Genomic DNA, 22,069 nt, shown 5'->3' on the forward strand with positions numbered 1-22,069 from the left:
ATGAGAATAATTGGTAAGTTCATTCGTTGTAGTAAGTAAGAACAGTTTATCAAGGAGAAGTGATGATGAAATCTACAGAGAGAAATTTTATTCGGAGGCTGAAACGCAAGAAGGAAGATGCGATTGAATATGTCGTGGATGCCTATTTGCCCTTCGTCAAAGCGGTGGTGTATAAAGTGCTGGGTTCGCTGCAGACGGAGGCAGACATGGATGAATGCATCAGTGATGTGTTCCTGGCGGTATGGGAGAACAGCGATCAGTTTGAAGGGGAAGCAGCGGATTTCAAAAAGTGGATCTGCATGGTGGCGAAGTATAAAGCGATTGATCAGTATCGGCGGATGGAGAAGCGAAAAACTCGGGAACAGGGGATGGACGATATGTCATTCATCAGCGACAGCAATGCGGTGGGGGACCTTCTCGCAAAAGAAGAGCAGGAAGAATTATTGGTGGCTATGAGCAAGTTAAATGAAGTAGACCGCGATATTTTTACCATGAAGTATTTTCTGGATATGTCGAATAGCGAAATTGCGGATTCCCTCTGCGTAACAAAGGCAGCGATCGATAACCGGCTGTATCGTGGCAAGAAGCAGCTGTCGTTATTAATAAAAAGCGAATGGAAGGAAGAGTGCATATGAAGTCCATTTATAAACGATTGAACGATCTAAATATAGAGGAGGAAATCAAGCCAGTGGGAGTATGCGATGAAGAAAATGAGGCCATGAAGCAGCTTGTGCGAAAGAAAATTCATCCTAAACGACGCATGCCGAAAGTTTGGCGCAATGTGGCCGCTGCAGCAGTCATTACGGTGGCTTCCGTTACGGCAGTGGGTATTGGATTCCCGACACTTGCCAGCCAGATACCCATTTTCAGTAATATCTTTTCTATATTCAATGAAGAACAGGATGGTTTCTATACAGATTATGAGGAATATGCTGTAGATATAGAACAGGCGCAGACGAGCAATGGGATTACGATCATGGTCGATCGAGCGGTGTATGATGGGAAGACGGTTACGCTGACCTACTCCGTGGAAACAGAGAAGGAACTTGGAGAAAATGCGGGCGTCAATGCCTCTATGGATGTAAAACATTCAAATGGCTCATCGGGGACTTCAACAGCCCTAAAAAAAGTGGAAGACAACAAATATGTCGGAATGATTACCACGACTCCGGATTTTGATAAAAGTCGAGAGTCTGTAGAGGTAAGCTGGGTCCCGGGCAGTGTAGTCCAATACGACACGATGAATGAAATAGAAGGTGACTGGAATTTTCATTTTACACTGCATCCTGTAACGGGTAATATTCAGACAACTGGTCAGTCGACAGCCAAAGAGGGAGTAGAAATTTCCATTGATGAAATCCGTTATACTGATATTTCGACAATCATCGAATACAGCCAGAAAGTTGACCCGTCCGTAACAAATAAGTGGGAATGGGTTACAGCAGATCTGAAAGTTATAGATAATCTGGGAAATGAATATTTCACCAATGGCAATGGCGGATTCAGTGAAAATGATCAGGATTATTATTGGAGTACTACAGTGAAGAAAATTGATGAAAAAGCGACTTCACTAATCTTTACGCCAGAAATTATTCTAAGTGAAGACAGCGGGCAGGGTCATGAAGTACTGATGCTTGATCCGATCGAAGTGCAGTTGGATAGATAAGCATTGCAAAATATTAACGGGATGGTCAACAGATAGTTTGCATATTAATTAGCACCGCATTGCGCGGTGCTTTTTTATTTTGGAAGGCGTTTATGGATATACCTGGTATAATAACATTAAATATGAAAGAACTGTATGTAAGATAGGCGCCAAATTAAGCTACTTCCTGTTTATAAAAGTATTCATACCGAATATGATCTGACGGCAACAATGTTGCAAAAGGTTCGTATTGCAATTCTATAGTCCAGGAATCTACTAAAGTTATTTATATGAGGGGGAAGATCAATGGGATGGGGAGTTATTTTACTGCCAATTGTAGGTTTGTTTATTTTGTACGTAGTAATTTTTACAGCGGTAAAAGACGGAATTGACAGATCAGAGCTTGGTAAATTAATAACAAAGAAGTATGGGGGTAAAGAGGAAGTTACGCCGGTCAGTGATGATGAAGTTGAAAAGGAATTAGAAGACGAATTTAAGAAATAGAGATGGTGGATATTAAATAAATGGGGGGAAATGCTTTATAAGCGATTTCGTCTATATCGCAGTCGGGGTCAAATTCTTTAATTAACAAGAAATTGATGAAAAAGTTATTTTTAATAATGTTCTCTGCTCTTGTAATCTTACCCTTATCAGCATGTGCACAGAAAAAGTTAAGCTTTGACGAAGTAGATGCTGTTCCCCAAAAAGTAACAGAAGCAATAAACCCTGACGATCAACTTCAAGTGATTAATAAAAACAGCAAAGTGTATTACATTGTTTTTCGATCGCAAGAAGATGTTAAATCCAGTTTAGAATCAGTGAATACGACAGCACTTATCAAGTTAGATGAAGTGGATGTGAGTGATAATGAACTAAAGCAATATGTATATACTTTAACAATGGATCAATCTCATGACACAATTGATATCAAAGTTAATGGTGAATCATCGTCTTATCCTGTGATTATTATAGACTAGCAGTTGTGATTCTAAGATAAAAAATCTATTTCAGTAATCGGGCCATTTTATGAAACAAAATATTTTCGGAGTTAATAAATGAATATTGCATCCTAAATAAGTAATTTTTAATGATTTTATTTTAGCGTATACAAGTATGGCATAATTATTTTTGAGGTGATTACATGAACTTATGGGAAACTTATGAGAAAGTAGATAAACATCTAAATGAAAAATTACTCACTATTCCTCCTTACCCTTCTGTTTCAGGCAAGAGGGTACAAGAATTGTTAGCTAGCTTAGAAAATCCAGATCCAGCTTGGGGAGGGTTAGATGGAGAAATATTAAGGATGGTAAAAAACCCATGGCAAAGAGCCTATCAGATTGAATATAGATTTAAGCCAACAATAATATTTAATGACTTCATGAAAGTAATTGAAAGTGCAACTTATGATTTGATGATAGGAAATTACATTTGTTCCTATTTGAGTTTGGTGCCAGTGGTAGAAGCAATATTACGAAAATGGTCTAATGAGAAGTCTAATGAAATTAAATCCATAAATAAAAAGGGTGACTTCGACAGGAAAATTTTTGAAGAAAACCCAGTTAAGTATTTAAACGAAAAAAATAATGAACTTCATACTAATATCGAGTTTCAAAAGTGGATTAGTAATCAGATTAAATATTTTGATTTTATGATTAGAGAAGTATTTTATCTTAGTTTTAATGCTTCGCAAGAAGGTGTGAAAAAGGAATTTAATAGAAACAGAACTTTACATCTCTTAGATAACATTGAGGACGTAGAAGTTTTAAGGGATAATACAACAAGAATCTTCTTATTATTAGATATTATTGCTGAACTATATTTAAGTCTTGATGAAGAACTTTATAATGATAATACTTTTTTTGCTGATTGTGAAGACAATATCGATTTTAACTTGAGATGGAAGATTTATCTGAAAAATGCAATGGAGTCTATAAATATGACAGATATGACCATAATAAACTTTGCCTTTCTCCAACAAGATAAAAAACACTTGTCCGATGAACAAAAACAGAAATTTATTGAGCAAAAGGAATATCAAATACAGTTTATAAAATCAAAAAATAGATAAGGTGATAATATATTTTCGAAATTCTACAATAGGGGGCAGTTATGATAGATGTACTGCTCTTAAATCGGGCCATCTTTTTGTTGAAAAACATGTTTTACAAGGTGGGAAAACAATCATTAAAATAAGAGGGAGGTTTAAAAATATGAAACAAACGGGGACGCTATACTTTTTCTGTGGGAAAATGGGTGCAGGGAAAACAACCAAATCAAAACAATTAGCAATAGAAAAACATGCGGTACTGTTGTCTGAGGATGAATTGCTCGCATCTTTTTATCCTAATCAAATCGAATCATTTGAAGATTATCTGAAATATTCAGAGCAGATCAAGCCATTTGTGAAAAAACATGTCCAAAATATACTAAGTGTCGGAACAAATGTAGTGATGGACTTTCCAGCTAATACTCAAAAGCTGCGAACGTGGTTTTTGGATATGGTGTTAGAGGTCAATGCGAACCATCAACTAATTTTCCTTAATCTAAATAACGAACAATGTCTAAGTCAAATTGCACAAAGGAGAAATGAACAACCTGAACGAGCAGATTTTGACACGGAAGCGGTGTTTATTCATGTTACTAATTTTTTTGAAGCACCAGAAGCATCCGAGGGGTTAAATATTTTAGAGTTTAGTGGAAAGGATTAACAAAGAATTCAATATAACTTTGTGTAGATTTCAACTAACGGGGGCAATTCTTGAATAGGGATTATACCGTTAAAGGGCCATTTTGATGAAATGAACGGGGGACTAAGATGCATTTTGCTAAGAAATATGGATTACTAATACTTACAATGATTTTCACTTTAATAGGTTTTTTGACATTGAAATTTAGTGTTGATCTTGGATCGAATGCAGCAAGTGCTTATTTAAGTTCTTTGGATGGTATGGATACAGCAGAGTTTAATGCTATCCGGTCACAATATATAATATCGAATATGATTATAGGTGGAATTTTATTATTCCTGGGATCGGCATTTCTTTTATTATCTGTATATAAACTATCAAGGGAAAAATACTAGTGTATTCAACACTTGGGGGCTTTAATCGTATTAAGGTTTGTGCTTCAAACGGGCCAGACTTTATAGAATTGGGAGGAGGGAAATTCATGGGGAGAGTTCTAACAGCAATTATTTCAACGATTATCTGCGGGGCAGCTGCAAGTTTTATAGAACCGTTCGTATTTGCAATGAGTATACCCGTTGCATTAATGGGAGGATTTATTTTGGTGGAAATTCAACGTAAAAATGGAAAGCAAAAAGCACTTTAAGTTTTGATTTATTACTGTATAAAAATAAATACTTCTTGAATCGGGGGCTGTTTGTAGAACAAGTTTTTGGCAAATACTTAGTTGATCGGAGCGGAAGCCGGCGACTCTGGGAGGATGAACTGGATTTGAAAGCACCATAAAGCCCTGCGCTGTTCGCTTGGCTGCAGCGCAGATCAACAGTTTCAAACCGCTATCTTACTAACAGGGGATTGGTTGAATAAGAAAACTGTAATATAGAACAAACACTATCGTTTAACAGAGCCTTTTTTAAAAAAGGTGAGGTGAAGGTGTTATTTGGACATTTATTTTTTTTGGTTTATTTCTTATAGGGCTCATCTTGATGATTCTAGCCTTGATTAAAATTGGAAATATAGCGAAAAAGTATTGGTTGGCGGCATTGATTATGTATGTTGTTAGTTTCTTGGGAAGTTGGTCAATTGGACTCTACCTCCTTGTAATACCATTTGTTTTATTGATGTTAGCGCTAGCTCATTCTTTTGGCTGGGTAAAGAAAGGTCTGCAAAACGTACCTTTTGCAATCATTGGAATCATACTTTGGTATGTAAGCATTACAAATATTGATGATTATTGGTTGTTTCTACCTTTTGCTTGGTTAGTTTAATGACTAGCTCACAATGAAATTAGCGAAGAAAGTTGGGGCTTCAGTGAGATATCTTTCCGGCAATAACAGTTTATTTTACAGTGTTGAGGGAAATGGAAATCCTATTTTCATTTTGCATGCATTGGGCACAGATCATAGAGCTATGAAAAAATGGGTTGAACCAATTTTTAAAGATACAAATCAATTTCAACGGATTTATATAGACCTTCCTTGGCATGGTCAAAGTGTTTGTGAAGAAATTGTATCAACTGAAGAAATACGCCAACTACTTACTTCTTTTATTTCTGAACTAATTGGAGAACAGAGTTTTTCTATAATAGGTCATTCTTTTGGTGGATACATCGCTCAAGGCATGATTAGTGAAAAGCTGACTGGACTCTGCTTAGTAGCCACTGCAGTTCATCAAATAAATCGAGATGTGCCAAGAAAAGCTGTTTGTAATCTTAATGAATCTGCTCTCGCAGAGGTGAATTTAGATATTCGAACAGCGTTTGACACTTTAATGGTATATCAGTCTGGTGAAAATCTTCAAACGTTTTTAGACGAAGTTCAACCAGGTCGATTGGTTGCGGATAGAGAATTTTTAGCTTCAAATTGGCGAGACGCGGGTTACTATTTCAAAACAGATCCATTAGCTAAACGATATGATGGAAATTCTCTAATAATTGCTGGCAAATTTGATTCTATCTGTGGATATAAAAACTATTACGAGCTTCTTGAGAATTTACCGAATTCAACATTCGCGGTTCTCCAAGCAGGTCACTTACCACATATTGAAAAAAGACAAACGGTCCAATTCCTTATAAACGAATGGCTCAAAGGATTTTAGAGTCAAAAATAAAGAGTCTAATTCATATGCGAATTAAGACTCTTTATTGTGTAATATGATTTTAACATACGTGAATAGAACAGCTTACATTTTACAATCCGTCTCGTTTTCATTCCAACTGCCTTCGCCGCAAAGCATATTTCTGCAGCACAGCAGGCAGTGTCATGCCGAGCAGTACAAGGAAAATACCGACAAATTGTAATATCGTCAAGCGTTCACCGAGCAGCAACATCGACGCCATAATCGCCACCGGAAGTTCGACAGCGCTCAATATAGAAGACATGCCGCCACCGACTTTCGGTACGCCGACTGAAAATAAGAAGATCGGCAATACGATACCGAAAACCCCTAAAATCGCTCCGTAGATCCATAATCCTTCACTGAGCCTGCCGTTCCAGATGATTTCTGGAGATTGGAAAAATGTAATAGCAATCGCTGCATAAAATGACATGAGAAACAGTCGGGTTACGACGTTCATTCCGGGTACGGGTTTTTGATTGGCCATGACAAACGCTGCGAAACTAAATGCTGCAGCAAGTCCCCACGCCCAACCTTGCCAGGCAATGCCGCTGATGTCTGCATCAATCAGGCCAGCCGCTAAAATGGTGCCGCCAAATAAAAATACGAGCGACACAGCTTCCGACTTTTTAGGAAGTCTTCTGACTGCTATACACTCATACAGCATACCGATCCAAGTGAATTGAAAGAGCAGTACAACCGCCAATGAAGCGGGCATATACTCGATGGATTTCCCGTATACCGTGCCGGTGATGGCGGTAAACAGCCCAGCTATCAGAACGGGGAAACTGCCCCGAAGTTTTGGAATACCGCGTCTTGCGATAAGAAAAATGATAAGTGCTAAAAGAAAGCCTGTGTAATACTGGCTTGTTACCGCTTCGGAAGCAGTAAAGCCATCTTGAATTGCCAATTTAATGATTGTTGATAAAATACCGTAACAGCTGGCACCGATTATAACCAGCAGCGGATACATCCAAGGTTTCACGTTCTGTACCTCCGTTTCTTTCGGATATTAGTATATCATGGAAACGGTTAAGCAGATTGCAGAAAATAGCGAAACATTTCCCGGGAAATATCGACAGTAATCGGGAGGATATGAGGAAAAGCCGCACAGTGTACAGCACTGTGCGGCTTTTATTGGGAAATTATCTCGGAGCTCCATAGTCAGTCGAAGGACTGCCTCCACTGTAACGAGGTGAATGGTTGATTTTTTCTTTCATGAGGTCTTCGCGCTGATCGGGAAGAGAAATAGAATCGACAGTCTGCATATCTTCGTGCAAATCGAACAAACTGACTGTATTGGTATTTAAATTTTCTGGATGTGTCTGAGCTAGTCGGTACGTGTCAGGATTTCTTTTAGGTCCAGGGTTCCCCTTGGTAACCATTTAAATCGCCTCCGTTTTATGCTTGGCGTACCATTTTCAGCAACATATGCGCAAGAGAATGCTGTTCTTCTTTGGAACCGGAATCCCACAGTTCCTGTAATAAATATTGTTCTCTGTTTCGGGGTTCTTCATGTCGTGATAAATAGTTAGCGATAAATTCAGTTGTTTTCGCAAGCTGCTCATCGCTGAGTCCCAGGCTCTCACCTTTTTCTACTTTATCCGATAAAAAACCTTTGAACCGGTTAAAGTTCTCGAGAATCTGATCTTTCTTTTCCTCGTTCATATTGGAAATTTCGGACTCCACTTTATTTTTCATTTCCACTGATGCAACACTCCTTTTCATTTGATACTAATAGCGTGTGCAAGAAAAGCGAAAGTATGCGCATAGGGAATTGAGATGAATACCTGACTGTGTAGGTGTGAAGAACATGTGCAGTGGGTACAAATAGAATATACCGTAAGCTGAAGGAGGTGCAGTAATGGCTGACAAACAATATACAGGTACTTTTCACTCCGTTGATAATGTGCTTTATAAAATAACGGAGTTGGAAGCACAGGGATTTAGAAAACGTCATATGTGTGCGGTTTCAAATGTTCGGGATGATTTGAAGATATTAGAGGATGATTCCGAAATTGAACTGATTGGCATACAGGACGGCTCACTTTGGGATCATACACGCAGATTATTTAATAGTAAGGATGAAATGCTGACTATTTTCATCAAGATGGGATTTTCAAAGGCGGAAGCAAAGACGTTCTATAACGATCTGTCTGAAGGAGGCATTGCATTATTTGTTGATAAGCTGACAGATGAGGAGAGAGCGGCATCCATCGATCCTCATGACAGTTCGGCTCAGCGGACAATAAGTGGAGAAAGTCTTGAAGGTGAATCCATTCAGGAAGCAGGAACACCAATTCCAAACAGTCCCCGTATTGATACAACGAATTTATAAGAAGAAGCTGTCCGAGAAATCATCACTTGGCAATGACTTCTCGAGCAGCTTCTTTATTTATTTCTTTTAGAACAAAAAAGCCCGCTGTATAACAGCAGACTGTAGATCTATTAAGGGCGTTCGCGGCGTGCTTCTGCATCGCTGAAATGTTCTTTAGCTTCACCCATTTTTTGCTGGGCTTCACCTTTTACTTTGTCTAATTTACCTTCAGCCTGCATCTTTCTGTCATTCATTACGTCACCGGCAACATCTTTTACGCTGCCTTTCATTTTATTTCCTGCACCTTTAATTTTGTCTTCCATACCGTGATCTTTGTTATTCATGAAATCTCCTCCGTTTCTATAGTTAGTGTATAAATACCCACTTTAGAAAAAAGGAAAACATCTCGTTTATTGCCTTAATAATTGAAGAACGGATTGTGCCTGTTGCATATGAAGAGAAAGTACATATTGATTGGCTTGCATTAAGATATTGGCTTTTGTCAGCGCCATGAGTTCTTTTGCAATATCGGCGTCACGTATGCGGGATTCAGCTGCCGTCAAGTTGGACTCCATTGTCTGTGCGTTGCTGTACGCATGTTCAAGGCGATTCATGTAAGCGCCCATTTTGGAACGCTCAGAAGACACTTTGGAAATTGCGCCATCGAGTAAGCCAATTGCCTTGTCTGCTTCTTCACGCGTGCCGATGGAAGCATCGTCAATTCCGAGCGCGGCAGTTCTCATATCACCGATCGAAAAATCGATGGACTGTCCTGCATTCGGTCCTGCCTGTGTTTTGAAAGAATTTCTGGAACCGTCAAGGAGCGGCATTGTATTAAACTGTGTATCAGTGGCGGTCCGCTGGATTTCTTTTTTTAGCTCTTCGAATTCCAATGCAATCTGTTTTCGATCATTATCTGTCAGTGTGTCATTGGCTGCCTGAACGCTCAGTTCGCGCATTCTTTGTAGTATATCATGCGTTTCATTCAGCGCGCCTTCTGCTGTCTGAAATACAGAAATGGTATCCTGGATATTGCGCTGTGCCATCGCAAGACCCCTAATTTGTCCGCGCATTTTTTCAGATATCGCTAAACCTGCAGGGTCGTCTCCCGCGCGGTTGATCCGCATTCCGGATGAAAGTCGTTCCATTGAACGCAACGCCTGCATATTATGGATATTCATATTACGTAAGATATTCAGTCCTGCCGCATTCCATTGTCCAAGCATAACGCTGTCTCCCTTCACGACAATCGTTTATTGGTATTATCGGTAGGAAATACCAATGTTGAATAGCTTCAAATTGTAGGGGATGGTTTGGATGGATTTACCCCTTTAATTAGTTGCTGTATAGGTGCCGATAATAAATAAGAAAAACCGGAGACCCTGGAGGTTTCCGGTTTTTTGGTGTGTGTAACAAATGTCTGGCCTTACGGAGTACTTTTCATTGCTGCAAATTGATTGATTTGCTCCATGAGTTTTTCCCGGGACTGCTTGTTTCGCATTAGGTACAGAGCACCAAGTCCAACAGCTGTCATTGCCATTTTGTTCATTTGTCTGCCACCTCCGAAATATAGCATGAGAGGAAACCAGAAAATTATACATATAAATTAGAACTTTTGCTTCTAATTTCGAGAAGATTCAGGAATAGTATGAGAAGTTTTCTAGATAATGCTATAATTTCATTATTCGCAAATTATAGACTGGAAGTGGCATCATGATGAATTACACAACAAAATCAACCATACGCGAAGCACGTTTCTGGCGTATTGTCGTCGGCCTTGGTATAGCGTCCGTATTTATTTTTGCTGCGATGTATTCCATGCAGCCTTTGCTCCCTGTTTTCACGAAAGAATTTGGTGTTTCTGTATCTACTGCAAGTTTGACGATGTCGATCAATACAATTGGATTGATTATAGGACTCGTGATTCTCGGTTTTTATTCGGACCGGCTGGGCAGATCGATTTTTGTGAAAACTTCTATTTTACTAACTGCACTTTTATTTATTCCCATGTTTTTAACCAATTCATTTGTCATGATTCTGGTCTTTCGATTCATCCAGGGATTTGCGATGGCCGGTATATTAGCTGCAGCACTTGCCTATATCAATGAAGAAATTCACGGGCGTGTTGTGAGCGTGGCTACTGCACTTTACATATCGTTTAACGGAACCGGCGGAATGTTCGGTCGGTTCATGACAGGTTATTTGACAGAGCGTGGATCGTGGGAACTAGCCTTGCAGGCATTAACGATTTTAGGCGTAGGCGTTTTTATTATGCTAATGATCATCCTTCCTAAATCAGCCAACTTTCAGCCAAGTGTGGAAACGATTAAGAAAGATATTGAGGGGTTTGGCTACCATTTACGAAATCCAAATTTACTCGTTGTATTCGGACTTGGTATTGTCTTGCAGCTCAGCTTTACGGGCATGTGGACCTTTCTTCCGTTCCATTTGACTGCAACACCGTTTTTACTGACACTTGACGAAGTCTCCTATATTTATTTTGCCTATGCATTCGGGATTGTCGGCGCGCCAATTGCCGGATCACTTGCCGAAAAGTACGGCACGAATAATGTCCGATTGACAGCGGTGATCCTGTTGGCAGCAGGGTGTCTCATTACGATCCCAATGAAATTACCGTTTATCGTCGTGGGCTATTGTGTTATGTGTCTTGGATTCTTCTCTGCTCATTCATTGACCGCCGCTTCCGTCAGTAAAGAAGCAACGCATCATAAGGGCAGCGCATCTAGTTTGTATCTGGTTTCCTACTATATCGGAATGGCCGCGGGAAGCACGCTTGTAGCGCCTCTTTGGCAGATGGCCGGCTGGAGCGGTTTAGCATTGTTTTCAGCTTTGGTGCCGTTTGTATATGTCATGCTGCTCCGGCTTCGCAGAAGAAAGCTTCAAATCACCAATTAACACTTCAGGATTATTTTCGACAGAAGCCTGCTGACCGCGTATAATTAAACTACTTGAATAATACGCAATAAAGGAAGTGGGAATTTGACGAAAAAAGTATGGTTCCAGGTAGGTATAGGTGTTTTACTTGCCCTTTTGATTACCAAGTACTTTTTAGAAGTGAACTATATTTTTAAACCGGTTGGGATCATTTTGCAGACCATTATGCTGCCGCTAATCTTTGGCGGACTGCTATATTACATGACGGAACCAATTCAGCGCATGCTTGAGAAACGTGGGATGCCTCGTTGGGGCAGTATTTTGTCTGTTATGTTGATTTTAATCGCAGTCGTTTGGATTCTGCTAGCACTCATTGGTCCAATTGTGACGAAACAGGTGAATAACTTGGTCGAAAACGCTCCTGCATTAGCCAGTCAGCTAGATCAGTTGAAAAATGAAGCCATCAATCAAAAAGACAACTTACCGGACAGTCTGCAGGATTCGCTGAATTCAGCTTTTGAATCTATTCAGTCATTTGCAGTGAAATTCGGTAAATGGTTCGTCACATTTATTCAGTCATTCGTTCAGGCGGTTGTGTTACTCCTGCTTGTTCCGTTTTTCTTCTTCTTCATGTTGAAAGATCATGAAAAACTGGCGCCGAGAATTTATAATCTATTTTCAGGGCAGCGTAAGGTCTGGGTAAAAAAGACGTTAGAAGATATCGACAGAGTACTTCGCTCTTATATTCAGGGGCAGTTGCTGATCAGTTCCATTCTAGCAGCCATCATTTTGACTGGTTATTTGATAATTGGACTGGAATACGCATTGTTGCTAGCAATTCTGGCACTTTTCATGAACCTGATTCCGTTTATTGGGCCATGGATTGCAGTAGCGCCGGCTCTGTTGATAGCCTATCTGCAGGATCCGAAGCTGGTCATCTGGGTAGCTGTCGTAACGCTTGTTGCACAGCAGACAGACAGCAATCTAATCACGCCGAACGTAATGGGGAAAACTCTCGATATTCATCCGCTGACTGTCATTACTGTTTTATTGGTGGCAGGAAGTATTGCGGGATTCCTGGGAATTGTGGTGGCTGTTCCTGCTTATGCAGTCGGAAAAGTCATCGTCCAAAATATTTATGAACGGCGAAAAGAAATACGCCGTGCAGCTACAAAAGAAGTGTAGTTGAAGTGCCTCCTGGTCTTTGGACTGGGAGGTTTTTTGTTGTAGGGATATTTACAGCAGCATGAGGAAAGTATTCGTCTGTCAATGAACAGCAATCAAAAATTTTTAGTTTCTTGCGAAGGATGCTGTAGTAAACTATTAAATGGCATGACTGAGCGCTATGTACATATATGGAATGCATGTCTTTATGAGATGCCTATAAAATTTTTTTATCGTACACCATAATTAATTCAATTTCCTTTCTGAAAAAAGCTCTCGTATGATGAGTTGACAGAGTATTCGTACCTTAACATCAGTTTGGAAGCGATTACAACAAGAAGGGCAGGAGAGTCACTCATGGACAGCAAGGTAATATTGTTTAATCATGTAGAACAGCTTCAGAAGGAATTAATTGATTTAGGTGCATTTCTACATGCAAATCCTGAATTAGGCAATGAAGAGTATCAGGCAGTACAAAAAATCACTGGTATCTTGAAAGCCAATGGATTTACCGTTGAACACAACGTGGCGGGTTTAGACACGGCTTTTCGGGCGCACTATACAGTAGGAACTGGCGGGCCGACAGTCGGGTTGCTATGTGAGTACGATGCACTGGAGGAATTGGGCCATGGCTGCGGCCATAATTTGCAGTCACCCGCTGTGCTGGGAGCTGCGATCAGTTTAACCAAGCTTGATGAACTGCCGAACTGCACAATCGAAGTAATTGGGACGCCGGCCGAAGAAACGACCAGCGGAAAAATTCCGATGGCGAAGCAAGGGTTTTTTGATCACCTAGATTTTGCATTGATGATGCATGGGGGGGACCGAACAACAGTGGACGGTCGTTCATTAGCTATAGACAACTTCGAATTTGTTTTTGAAGGTAAAGCTTCCCATGCTGCAGTTGCTCCGGAAAAAGGAATCAGTGCCTTGGATGGCGTGCTAATGACATTCAACGGAATGGAGTATTTACGGGAACACGTTAGATCTGATGTTCGAATTCATGGCATTATTACGGATGGCGGTAAGGCAGCGAATATCGTACCTGAGAGAGCTGCAGCCATTTTTTCTATACGTGCTTTGAATCGGCCTTATTTGGAAACTGTGATTGAACGAGCTTTAAATGTAGCAAAAGGGGCGGCGCTCGCAACGGGGACAAAGGTTCAGATCCATAAGAAGAAGTCCATGGAGAGTAAGTTGAATGTCCAGGCCTTAAATGATGTTTTATTGGAAAATGCAAAATTGGCAGGAGCTAAAAATATTACGCCGCCTCGTGAACGTACGGGTTCCACTGATTTCAGCATCGTTACCCATCGCGTGCCTGGTGCGTGTATACGTGTTTCATTTGTTCCTCAGGGTACGCCTAACCACACGAAAGACTGGGTGGAAGCATCCAACAGTCAAGAAGGAAATGAAGCGATTGTTACAGCTGCTAAAGTTTTAGGGGCTGCTTGTATAGATGTCCTTTCTTCGCCTTCGTTATTGAATGAAATTAAAAGGCAATTTGCGGTAGAAAAAGAAATACAGAATGAAATGGTTATACATTAAAAAGGGGGAATAAAAAATGTCGAAAAAACTATTATATTTAATGATTGCAGCAGCACTTGTTATATTATCCGCATGTACCACAACGAGCAAACCTGCTGAGAACAGCGGCACAGCTTCGGAAAAGGAAGATAATGATACGCTGACACTTTCATTGGGGCCGGATATGTTGACTTGGGATATTCATAATCATACTACTACATCTACAGAGGTCATTCATGTAAATGTTTTTGATTATCTTCTGATGCGTGATACGGATGGAGAAATTCAGCCGCATCTTGCAAAAGAGTGGAAGAATATTGATGACGTCACATATGAATTTACACTGAACGAAGGAGTGAAATTCCATAATGGTGATGACCTGACAGCAGAAGACGTCAAGTTTACTCTGGAGCGCGTTGCCAAGGATGAAACACTGAAAAGCCATGGCGATTTCGATACGATTGCCGAAGTAAAAGTAATAGATCCATTAACGTTTCAAATTATTACAAATGAGCCGGATCCGATGTTGTTAAGCAGGATTTCAAGACAGGCATCTGGGGTTCTACCAAAAAACTATATTGAAGAAAAAGGTATGGACGAATTTTTGAAATCTCCTATTGGTTCAGGTCCTTATAAATTCAAAGAGTGGAAGAAGGACAACCAAGTTACTCTAGTGAAAAATGATGAGTACTTCGATAAAAAAGGTGAGTACGAAAATGTAGTGTTCAGAGCAATTCCTGAGGATTCGACTAGGGTGGCTGAGCTATTGACAGACAGTGTAGATATCATCGCAAACGTTCCTCCAAGTGACTGGGATAGAATTAACACTTCCGATAATAGCAAGATAGTCAATGGTGCATCCAACCGTACGTATATGTTGTTCCTGCGTACACAAGAAGATTGGCCAACATCTGACGTCAAGGTGCGTCAGGCTATTGACTTTGCTATTGATGACAAAGCTTTGGTAGATAGTCTACTGGATGGCGGCGGTACACCTACATTAACTCGAGTGAACCCTGGAAATGTCGGGTTTGAAGAAAGTTTATTCGATAATTACAATTACGATGTTGAAAAAGCAAAGCAGCTATTGGATGAGGCTGGCTATAAAGATGGCGTAACGATCGAGTTGGCAGGTCCAACAGGGCGCTATATTAAAGATCGTGAAGTCATGCAGCTGATTGCAGGTATGCTTGAAGAGGCAGGCATCCATACCGAAATGAACTTATTGAAATGGGGCACATTCTCTGAGCTTCGAGATCAAGAAAAGTTTAAAGATGGTTATTTGATCGCACTCGGATCTTCATTCTTTGATGCAGGACAGGCGCTTGATTACTATGGTACTGAGAGATCAGCTTCAATTAATGGTTATAGTAATGAAAAGATAGATCAGTTGCTTGAAGAAGCCAATACATCTTTGGATGAAGAAGAGAGAACGAAGAAATATCAGGAAATCCAAAAAATTGCAAGTGAAGAGATGCCAATCATCCCATTATTCCAAATCGATCAGTTTTTCGGAGTAAATAACGGAGTTGAATATACACCTCGTTTGGATGAATTAGTATATATTCCTGACGTTCATAAAAAATAAAAATTCATGAGATAGCAGCAGACAGCTTCTGACCACAGAAGCTGATCTGTTGGCTATCTTTACAATTAATTGGAGAGGATCTATATGTGGAGATACTTTACTAGCAGGTTATTGCAGATTCCAATCGTTCTATTTATCATTTCCCTCATGATCTTCGTTCTAGTATACATAGCCGGAGATCCAGTAGCTTTGATGCTGCCGGCAGAAGCTACACAGCAAGAAATTCAGCAACTCCGAGTCGCTTTAGGATTTGACCAACCATTCTATCTGCAATTTTGGAATTACATGGTTGATTTAGTACAGGGGGATTTTGGAGATTCATATAAATATGGAATCTCTGCTTTGGGGCTAGTGCTGGAAAGATTGCCGGCCACAATTGAATTAGCAACTGCTTCCATGATCATGGCTATAGTCATTGCAATTCCCTTGGGTATTATTTCTGCAATCCGTCCAAACGGGATTGTAGACTTGTTTGCAACAGGTTTATCTGTTTTAGGAAAAGCCATTCCGAACTTCTGGTTGGGGATTATGCTGATTTTAATTTTCGCCGTAAACTTGAAATTGATGCCGGTTTCAGGAACAGGTAGCTGGAAACATCTGATTCTACCTGCCATTACACTAGGAACAGCAGTGTCGGCTGAGATTACGAGGCTCGTGCGCTCTAATATGCTGGAGATTCTCCAACAGGATTATATCCGTACAGCAAGAAGTAAAGGACAGAAGAAAAGTGTCATTATCTTCCGCCATGCTTTTCGCAACTCGTTAGTACCTGTTATTACAATTACAATTTTGCAGATGGCAACATTAGTAGGCGGCTCCTTAATAACGGAGATGATTTTCTCTTGGCCTGGTGTTGGACAGTTAATCATTCAAGCGGTCTATGACAAAGATTTACCGATCATTCAAGCAGCTGTATTTGTAACAGCCGTCATTATTCTGTTGATGAATCTATTGACGGACGTACTGTATCGTTTCTTAGATCCGCGAATTAAATATAGCTAAGAAAGGATTTGTCAAAATGAAATCAACCAGCCATGCTGAGCTTGCCATACTTCCAGTTGACAAGAATGATAGAAGTATCAAGTCGAAAAATAAGCTGAAGATATTTTTTACAAAACTCTTAAGAAGTAAGACAGGTACTGTTGGCTTACTGATCGTTCTGGCTTTATGTATAATGGCGATGTTTGCTCCTGCGATCGCACCGTATGATCCAGGCAAAATCGATACGACAAATATGTTAGCACCCCCATTTTGGTCCGACGGCGGTACGTTAAGTCACATTCTTGGGACAGACAATCTAGGTCGCGATATATTGAGCAGAATTATTTACGGTTCACGTATTTCATTAGTTGTAGGAATATTATCCGTTCTGGTAGCAGGTGTGATTGGTGTCGTGTTTGGTATCATTTCGGGTTACTATGGAGGCATCGTGGATAATTTAATAATGCGGCTAGTGGATGCGTTCTTATCTGTACCAACCATATTATTTTGTATCGTTTTCCTGACGGTACTAGATCCAGGACTTCCTACATTAATCATAGTAATTGGTGTAACTAGCTGGGTATTGTATGCACGAATGATCCGTAGTGAAACACTTAGTTTGCGTGAACGGGAATACGTGAAAGCAGCGCGGACGATGGGTGTCTCAGATATTCAAATCATGAAGCGCCATATTTTGCCTAACGTAATGTCTTCTATTATCGTTATTTCCACATTAAGTGTTGCAAGTACAATCATTACAGAATCATCACTGAGCTTTTTAGGATTAGGTATTCAACCGCCAACAGTTTCATGGGGAATAATGTTAAGCGAAGGCAAAGAATATGTCGCTACTAGTTGGTGGCTTGCCACATTCCCCGGATTAGCCATCACCATTACAGTGTTGGGAATCATATTTTTGGGTGAGTGGCTCCGTGATTTACTGGATCCAAGATCTCAAGGAAGCAACTCGTAACGAAAGGAGACTTCATCATGTCTACATTGCTTGAAGTAAATGATTTAAAAACATATTTCTATACGACAAATGGAGTCGTGCCTTCAGTGGATGGAGTATCATTCTCTTTGGAGTCCGGACAAACAACGGCATTGGTGGGAGAGTCTGGCTGTGGTAAAAGTGTAACGTCCTTCTCTATCATGCAGCTGGTCAATTCACCCGGGAAAATCGTGGGTGGAGAAATTTTATTTAAAGGCAAAGATTTAACACAATTAAGCGATAGAGAAATGCGTGATATTCGCGGCAATGAAATATCGATGATTTTTCAGGAGCCTCTAACTTCATTGAATCCAATATTAAAGATTGGATCACAATTAGATGAAACTCTGCTGCTGCATCAGGATATTTCGAAGAAAGAGGCTAAAATCGCCAGTATTGAGATGCTGAAAAAAGTAGGAATTCCCCGTGCAGAGCAAGTATACGCTTCACATCCGCATGAATTGAGCGGAGGAATGAGACAGCGGGTAATGATTGCCATGGCATTATCATGCAAACCAAGCCTGCTCATTGCAGACGAACCGACAACGGCGTTGGACGTAACGATTCAAGCACAAATTTTAAAGCTAATGCGAAACTTGAAGATAGATTTTGACACATCCATTCTGTTGATTACACATGACTTGGGAGTTGTGGCTGAGCTGGCAGATAAAGTGATCGTCATGTATGCTGGTCAAGTAGTGGAAGAAGCGGATGTCATGTCCTTGTTTTCAGAACCGCAACACCCGTACACACAGGGATTAATCCAAAGTACACCGAAGATTGACGCAGAAGTGGACGCCTTAGAATCCATTCAAGGCAATGTGCCGACCCCGAGCAATAAACCGTCGGGATGTTATTTCCATCCCAGATGCCCGTTTGCGATGGATATCTGTAAAACACAGATGCCTTCATTACAGGTGGATGAACAAAACGGCAATAAAGTGAGATGCTGGCTGCATGAAAACAAGGAAGGGATGATTCCAGATGGTAAAGAGCGCACCTGTTCAAACGGATGAAGTACTTGTCGTCAAAAACTTGAAGAAGCATTTTCCTGTAAATCAGCAGCTGTTCAAAAAAGAAAAAGAGTATTTACGGGCAGTGGATGGAGTAGATCTGACAGTTTATCGGGGTGAAACTTTAGGTATTGTGGGAGAGTCGGGCTGTGGAAAGTCTACGCTGGGCAATTTAATTATGGGGCTTTTGCAACCGACAGAAGGAGAAATTCACTTCAATGGTGCAGAACTTTCCAAAATGAAAGAACGTGATCTGAAGAAGCATCGCGTCGATTATCAAATGATCTTTCAAGACCCGTTTTCATCCCTAAATCCCAGAATGCGCGTTTTTGATTTAATTGCAGAACCGTTGATTACACATCGTAAGCTTTCTAAGAAAGAATTGGAAGAAGAAGTTCATCGGTTAATGAAAGATGTAGGTTTGGACACGACCTACACTCATCGCTTTCCTCATGAGTTCAGTGGAGGTCAGCGCCAACGGATAGGGATCGCACGTGCACTCGTTTTGAAACCAAAACTTATTATTTGCGATGAACCTGTGTCTGCACTTGATGTATCGATTCAGGCACAGATTTTGAATTTACTGAGCGACCTGCAGAAAAAATATAATCTGACTTACATTTTTATAGCGCACGGTTTGCCGGCAGTACGGCATATCAGTGACCGCATCGGTGTGATGTACTTAGGCAATATGGTGGAATTGACAACGAAGGAAGCGTTGTTTGCCAAACCCATGCATCCATACACTAATGGATTATTAGCGTCTTTACCAATTTCGCATCCGCGCTTCAGAAGAGCACCTGAAGATGAGATTATATTGGAAGGCGATATGCCAAGTCCAGTTCATCCGCCGAGCGGCTGCAAGTTTCACACACGCTGTCTTTTTGCACAAGAAAAGTGCAAATTAGTTGTACCTGACTTTGAAGAAAAAGAAACTGGTCACTTTGTAGCGTGTCACTATCCTTTACATCAGGATTGATCATTTTTAAGCTGTTCCTCAACAAACTCGACAAAATGACTGACAGTTAATAATTCCAGATTTGACTTTCTGAAAATTAACCATGTTTTACGATTTAGAGGTTTACCTTTGTCGTTTATCAAATCATGCGTGAAAAATGAATCTTTGTCGGTCAAACATGACTTAGGGATAATCGAGTAACCGAGGCTCTGATTGACCATTTCCTTGCAAGTTTCTACGCTGTCCAATTCCATACGTACAAGAGGAGGTGCAGAGAAACGATCTTGCCACCAATTTTCAATCATCTGTGCTAAGGGGTTTGTCGCTTTTTCCCCCGGTCCTTTCTTTTTATTAGGTTGATAAGAAATGAGTGGCATAAAGGGGATTTCTTCGAGTTTAATTGGGTTTTTGGAAACAATCGTCAGAGGGTCTTCGGCCAATAAGATCTTTTCGTCAAACCAATTATAGTTCCCGGTTATAATTCCGATTTGAATTTCATTTTTATTCAGTAATTGAATAATCTCCGAGCTCCAACCGGTTGTTACGTTAACTTGAATATTATAAGGTAAATCTAAGAACTGCTTAATAAGTGTGGGTAATTTATAGAGTGCAAAGTTGCTAGAGACGCCAATGCGGATAGTTCCGGTTGCGTCTTTTTTTATTGTTTTTAAATTTTCTTCAAGCTTATCTAAATCAAGAAGCATTCTTTTTGAGAATTCAACCAAGTATTCTCCTTCTGGTGTGAAGAATAACTTATTCCCTTGCCGGTTATATAGTTTTATTTGGTATTCTTCTTCAAGTTTCTGAAGTCTATAAGTTATGGCAGGCTGAGAGGTGAAGAGTTTCTGAGCGGCTTTAGTTAGATTTTTCTCTTCATACACAGAAATCAACATTCGGCAATCTTGCTTTTGCATGAAACTTCCCCCCTCAAGTTCGTAGTCTATATATTCTTAATTATAACATAAGCTTATAGCATTCAAAGCAAGCAACTAAATGAACTAAAGATGAATGATTAACGTCGTTTTGCACATCCTATCAAAAACGGAAGGATGTACGGCATGTTAACTGAGTTTCCTGTAATCCATACAAATGTCTGGGATGCGATCTGGGCGGTGCCGGTCGTACTGGTTGTTGTTTTGGCAGCAAAGTGGTTGTTTCATTTGCCGCCAAGCTGGCTGTCGACAGTAGCCACTTTGCTTGCATTGGCACTATCAGTATTTATCAGCCACCCGAAAAATCTGTCGGCCGGAATATTTATGGGGTTTTTCTACAGTGGTGCGGCTATGGGTATTATTTATTCCACAAAGCAGTCATTTTATGCTTATCGTAGAAGATAGAAAGGGCTGTGCAGGAGGTTTCGTAACCTCCTGCACAGCCCTTTTTTATTTTAACGGACAGAATCCGCATTGCATCAACCCGGGCACATCTTTTGAAAAACAGCAGGTTGTTCGGACGGTGGTGTTCAATAAACTGGATGGTTCACTGTCGTGTAAATAACTGGCGAAGCGGGAGCGGCTGGCAATATCGATCCATACTTCGTCGTTTTTGAGTGTATCCAAATCATTCCGTGCTTCCATTTCTGTACCTGGATTAGAAAGCAGTACATGATATTGCCACAGCCAGAACCCGAAAATGTTTTCCCATAAGGTTAATGGGGATATGCTAACTGCTGTCCGTATTCCGGTGATCACGGCATGTGCATCCTGTAAAACGCTACGAATTGCTGCCTGTCTTTCGTGATCCTCAAACATTTCCCAGTCGGCATCATCTGCAAAAGTACTAATTGTCCGGTTGCCGAACTCCACAATTGCCCCAAAACGCAAATTATCATCTGAACCTTTCCACATTTCATCGTACGCAGCAAGATTGTAGAGCTGCATCGCGAAAAACATACCGATCCGGCGCATGAAGTAGGATGAGGCGACCACTTCATTCGGACTTTGACTGACTGCTTTTGCCGCAAGGATACAGTCTTCAATTTTTGCCGGGTCCTTGAGGTCGGCCAACGTGAATACGGGATGTTCGGGTTTCTCCAAATAAATACTATAGCTATTCAATTCTCTGATTTGATCTGGTGTAAGTGTGCTCATATATTCAGTATAATCAAATGATTTTGGAGAAACAACCCAATCGTTTATGTGCTCTCGCCCAACCCAATCACTAGGCATACACATATTATAGGCAGTGA

27 protein-coding genes are annotated in these 22,069 nt (G+C 40.5%); 19 read left to right on the forward strand and 8 right to left on the reverse strand.

Translation table 11 applies throughout. The features are described 5' to 3' along the window. Positions 1–65: 65 nt before the first annotated feature. From Q1J64_RS09305 to Q1J64_RS09345, 9 genes are all read left to right on the forward strand, one after another. A complete protein-coding gene (locus tag Q1J64_RS09305) occupies positions 66–635 on the forward strand; it encodes a sigma-70 family RNA polymerase sigma factor (protein WP_301108788.1) in 570 nt (189 codons plus the stop codon). After that, on the forward strand, positions 632–1,666 hold the full coding sequence (locus Q1J64_RS09310) for a DUF4179 domain-containing protein (RefSeq protein WP_301108789.1): 1,035 nt from the start codon (positions 632–634) through the stop codon (positions 1,664–1,666). Before Q1J64_RS09305 ends, Q1J64_RS09310 begins: the two co-directional genes overlap by 4 nt. Positions 1,667–1,951: 285 nt before the next feature. Further along, complete coding sequence (locus tag Q1J64_RS09315) at positions 1,952–2,149, forward strand: hypothetical protein (protein ID WP_301108790.1); 198 nt, start codon at positions 1,952–1,954, stop codon at positions 2,147–2,149. Positions 2,150–2,244: 95 nt separating this feature from the next. Then, positions 2,245–2,622 (forward strand): peptidylprolyl isomerase, encoded by a 378-nt coding sequence (locus Q1J64_RS09320; protein ID WP_301108791.1) that lies wholly within the window; start codon positions 2,245–2,247, stop codon positions 2,620–2,622. 164 nt (positions 2,623–2,786) lie between these two features. Continuing rightward, the gene (locus Q1J64_RS09325; protein WP_301108792.1) at positions 2,787–3,716 is read left to right on the forward strand and encodes a hypothetical protein; all 930 of its coding nucleotides are present in this window, start codon (positions 2,787–2,789) and stop codon (positions 3,714–3,716) included. Between the two features lie 142 nt (positions 3,717–3,858). After that, positions 3,859–4,356 carry a P-loop nucleotide/nucleoside kinase family protein gene (locus Q1J64_RS09330; protein ID WP_301108793.1) on the forward strand — a complete coding sequence of 166 codons (498 nt, stop codon included), beginning with the start codon at positions 3,859–3,861 and terminating at the stop codon, positions 4,354–4,356. Between the two features lie 460 nt (positions 4,357–4,816). Continuing rightward, positions 4,817–4,978 carry a hypothetical protein gene (locus tag Q1J64_RS09335; protein WP_301108794.1) on the forward strand — a complete coding sequence of 54 codons (162 nt, stop codon included), beginning with the start codon at positions 4,817–4,819 and terminating at the stop codon, positions 4,976–4,978. Between the two features lie 340 nt (positions 4,979–5,318). Further along, positions 5,319–5,600: a hypothetical protein gene (locus Q1J64_RS09340; RefSeq protein ID WP_301108795.1), complete on the forward strand. Its 282-nt coding sequence runs from the start codon at positions 5,319–5,321 to the stop codon at positions 5,598–5,600. A gap of 13 nt (positions 5,601–5,613) precedes the next feature. Next, positions 5,614–6,429: an alpha/beta fold hydrolase gene (locus Q1J64_RS09345; protein WP_301108796.1), complete on the forward strand. Its 816-nt coding sequence runs from the start codon at positions 5,614–5,616 to the stop codon at positions 6,427–6,429. A gap of 109 nt (positions 6,430–6,538) precedes the next feature. Here Q1J64_RS09345 and Q1J64_RS09350 read toward each other — a convergent pair whose 3' ends face one another. From Q1J64_RS09350 to Q1J64_RS09360, 3 genes are all read right to left on the reverse strand, one after another. Next, a complete protein-coding gene (locus Q1J64_RS09350; protein ID WP_301108797.1) occupies positions 6,539–7,432 on the reverse strand; it encodes an EamA family transporter in 894 nt (297 codons plus the stop codon). Positions 7,433–7,592: 160 nt separating this feature from the next. After that, on the reverse strand, positions 7,593–7,832 hold the full coding sequence (locus Q1J64_RS09355; RefSeq protein ID WP_301108798.1) for a hypothetical protein: 240 nt from the start codon (positions 7,830–7,832) through the stop codon (positions 7,593–7,595). Positions 7,833–7,848: 16 nt separating this feature from the next. Next, on the reverse strand, positions 7,849–8,148 hold the full coding sequence (locus tag Q1J64_RS09360; protein WP_301108820.1) for a DUF3243 domain-containing protein: 300 nt from the start codon (positions 8,146–8,148) through the stop codon (positions 7,849–7,851). A 163-nt stretch (positions 8,149–8,311) separates the two neighbouring features. On the opposite strand from Q1J64_RS09360, the gene Q1J64_RS09365 reads away from it, so the two are divergent. Continuing rightward, complete coding sequence (locus tag Q1J64_RS09365) at positions 8,312–8,785, forward strand: YflT domain-containing protein (RefSeq protein WP_301108799.1); 474 nt, start codon at positions 8,312–8,314, stop codon at positions 8,783–8,785. Between the two features lie 110 nt (positions 8,786–8,895). Here the strand turns inward: Q1J64_RS09365 and Q1J64_RS09370 are convergent, their stop codons facing one another. The 3 genes from Q1J64_RS09370 to Q1J64_RS09380 form a co-directional block, all read right to left on the reverse strand. Continuing rightward, positions 8,896–9,108 (reverse strand): CsbD family protein, encoded by a 213-nt coding sequence (locus Q1J64_RS09370; protein WP_301108800.1) that lies wholly within the window; start codon positions 9,106–9,108, stop codon positions 8,896–8,898. A 66-nt stretch (positions 9,109–9,174) separates the two neighbouring features. Beyond that, positions 9,175–9,990 (reverse strand): flagellin N-terminal helical domain-containing protein, encoded by an 816-nt coding sequence (locus Q1J64_RS09375; RefSeq protein ID WP_301108801.1) that lies wholly within the window; start codon positions 9,988–9,990, stop codon positions 9,175–9,177. A gap of 200 nt (positions 9,991–10,190) precedes the next feature. Then, positions 10,191–10,313, reverse strand: a complete 123-nt coding sequence (locus tag Q1J64_RS09380) for a hypothetical protein (protein WP_301108802.1) — start codon at positions 10,311–10,313, stop codon at positions 10,191–10,193. A gap of 164 nt (positions 10,314–10,477) precedes the next feature. Here Q1J64_RS09380 and Q1J64_RS09385 point away from each other — a divergent pair, with 164 nt between their 5' ends. The 8 genes from Q1J64_RS09385 (at position 10,478) to Q1J64_RS09420 (ending at position 19,902) form a co-directional block, all read left to right on the forward strand. Continuing rightward, entirely contained in the window at positions 10,478–11,680 is a 1,203-nt protein-coding gene (locus tag Q1J64_RS09385; protein WP_367183376.1) for an MFS transporter, read from the forward strand. 84 nt (positions 11,681–11,764) lie between these two features. Beyond that, a complete protein-coding gene (locus Q1J64_RS09390) occupies positions 11,765–12,844 on the forward strand; it encodes an AI-2E family transporter (RefSeq protein ID WP_301108803.1) in 1,080 nt (359 codons plus the stop codon). 336 nt (positions 12,845–13,180) lie between these two features. After that, positions 13,181–14,371: a M20 family metallopeptidase gene (locus Q1J64_RS09395; protein ID WP_301108804.1), complete on the forward strand. Its 1,191-nt coding sequence runs from the start codon at positions 13,181–13,183 to the stop codon at positions 14,369–14,371. Positions 14,372–14,387: 16 nt separating this feature from the next. Further along, entirely contained in the window at positions 14,388–15,938 is a 1,551-nt protein-coding gene (locus Q1J64_RS09400; RefSeq protein ID WP_301108805.1) for an ABC transporter substrate-binding protein, read from the forward strand. Between the two features lie 84 nt (positions 15,939–16,022). Then, positions 16,023–16,940 carry an ABC transporter permease gene (locus Q1J64_RS09405; RefSeq protein ID WP_301108806.1) on the forward strand — a complete coding sequence of 306 codons (918 nt, stop codon included), beginning with the start codon at positions 16,023–16,025 and terminating at the stop codon, positions 16,938–16,940. Between the two features lie 16 nt (positions 16,941–16,956). Beyond that, positions 16,957–17,892 (forward strand): ABC transporter permease, encoded by a 936-nt coding sequence (locus Q1J64_RS09410; RefSeq protein ID WP_301108807.1) that lies wholly within the window; start codon positions 16,957–16,959, stop codon positions 17,890–17,892. A 17-nt stretch (positions 17,893–17,909) separates the two neighbouring features. After that, positions 17,910–18,926 (forward strand): ABC transporter ATP-binding protein, encoded by a 1,017-nt coding sequence (locus tag Q1J64_RS09415; protein WP_301108808.1) that lies wholly within the window; start codon positions 17,910–17,912, stop codon positions 18,924–18,926. Next, positions 18,895–19,902 (forward strand): ABC transporter ATP-binding protein, encoded by a 1,008-nt coding sequence (locus tag Q1J64_RS09420; protein WP_301108809.1) that lies wholly within the window; start codon positions 18,895–18,897, stop codon positions 19,900–19,902. Before Q1J64_RS09415 ends, Q1J64_RS09420 begins: the two co-directional genes overlap by 32 nt. On the opposite strand, the gene Q1J64_RS09425 is transcribed toward Q1J64_RS09420, so the two are convergent. Beyond that, positions 19,893–20,795, reverse strand: a complete 903-nt coding sequence (locus Q1J64_RS09425) for a LysR family transcriptional regulator (protein ID WP_301108810.1) — start codon at positions 20,793–20,795, stop codon at positions 19,893–19,895. The genes Q1J64_RS09420 and Q1J64_RS09425 overlap by 10 nt on opposite strands. 144 nt (positions 20,796–20,939) lie before the next feature. On the opposite strand from Q1J64_RS09425, the gene Q1J64_RS09430 reads away from it, so the two are divergent. Next, a complete protein-coding gene (locus tag Q1J64_RS09430; RefSeq protein WP_367183377.1) occupies positions 20,940–21,218 on the forward strand; it encodes a hypothetical protein in 279 nt (92 codons plus the stop codon). Positions 21,219–21,263: 45 nt separating this feature from the next. Here Q1J64_RS09430 and Q1J64_RS09435 read toward each other — a convergent pair whose 3' ends face one another. Further along, on the reverse strand, positions 21,264–22,049 hold the full coding sequence (locus Q1J64_RS09435) for a hypothetical protein (RefSeq protein ID WP_301108812.1): 786 nt from the start codon (positions 22,047–22,049) through the stop codon (positions 21,264–21,266). Between the last annotated feature and the right edge of the window lie 20 nt (positions 22,050–22,069).

This window comes from Sporosarcina sp. (assembly GCF_029257255.1).
Classification (GTDB): domain Bacteria; phylum Bacillota; class Bacilli; order Bacillales_A; family Planococcaceae; genus Sporosarcina.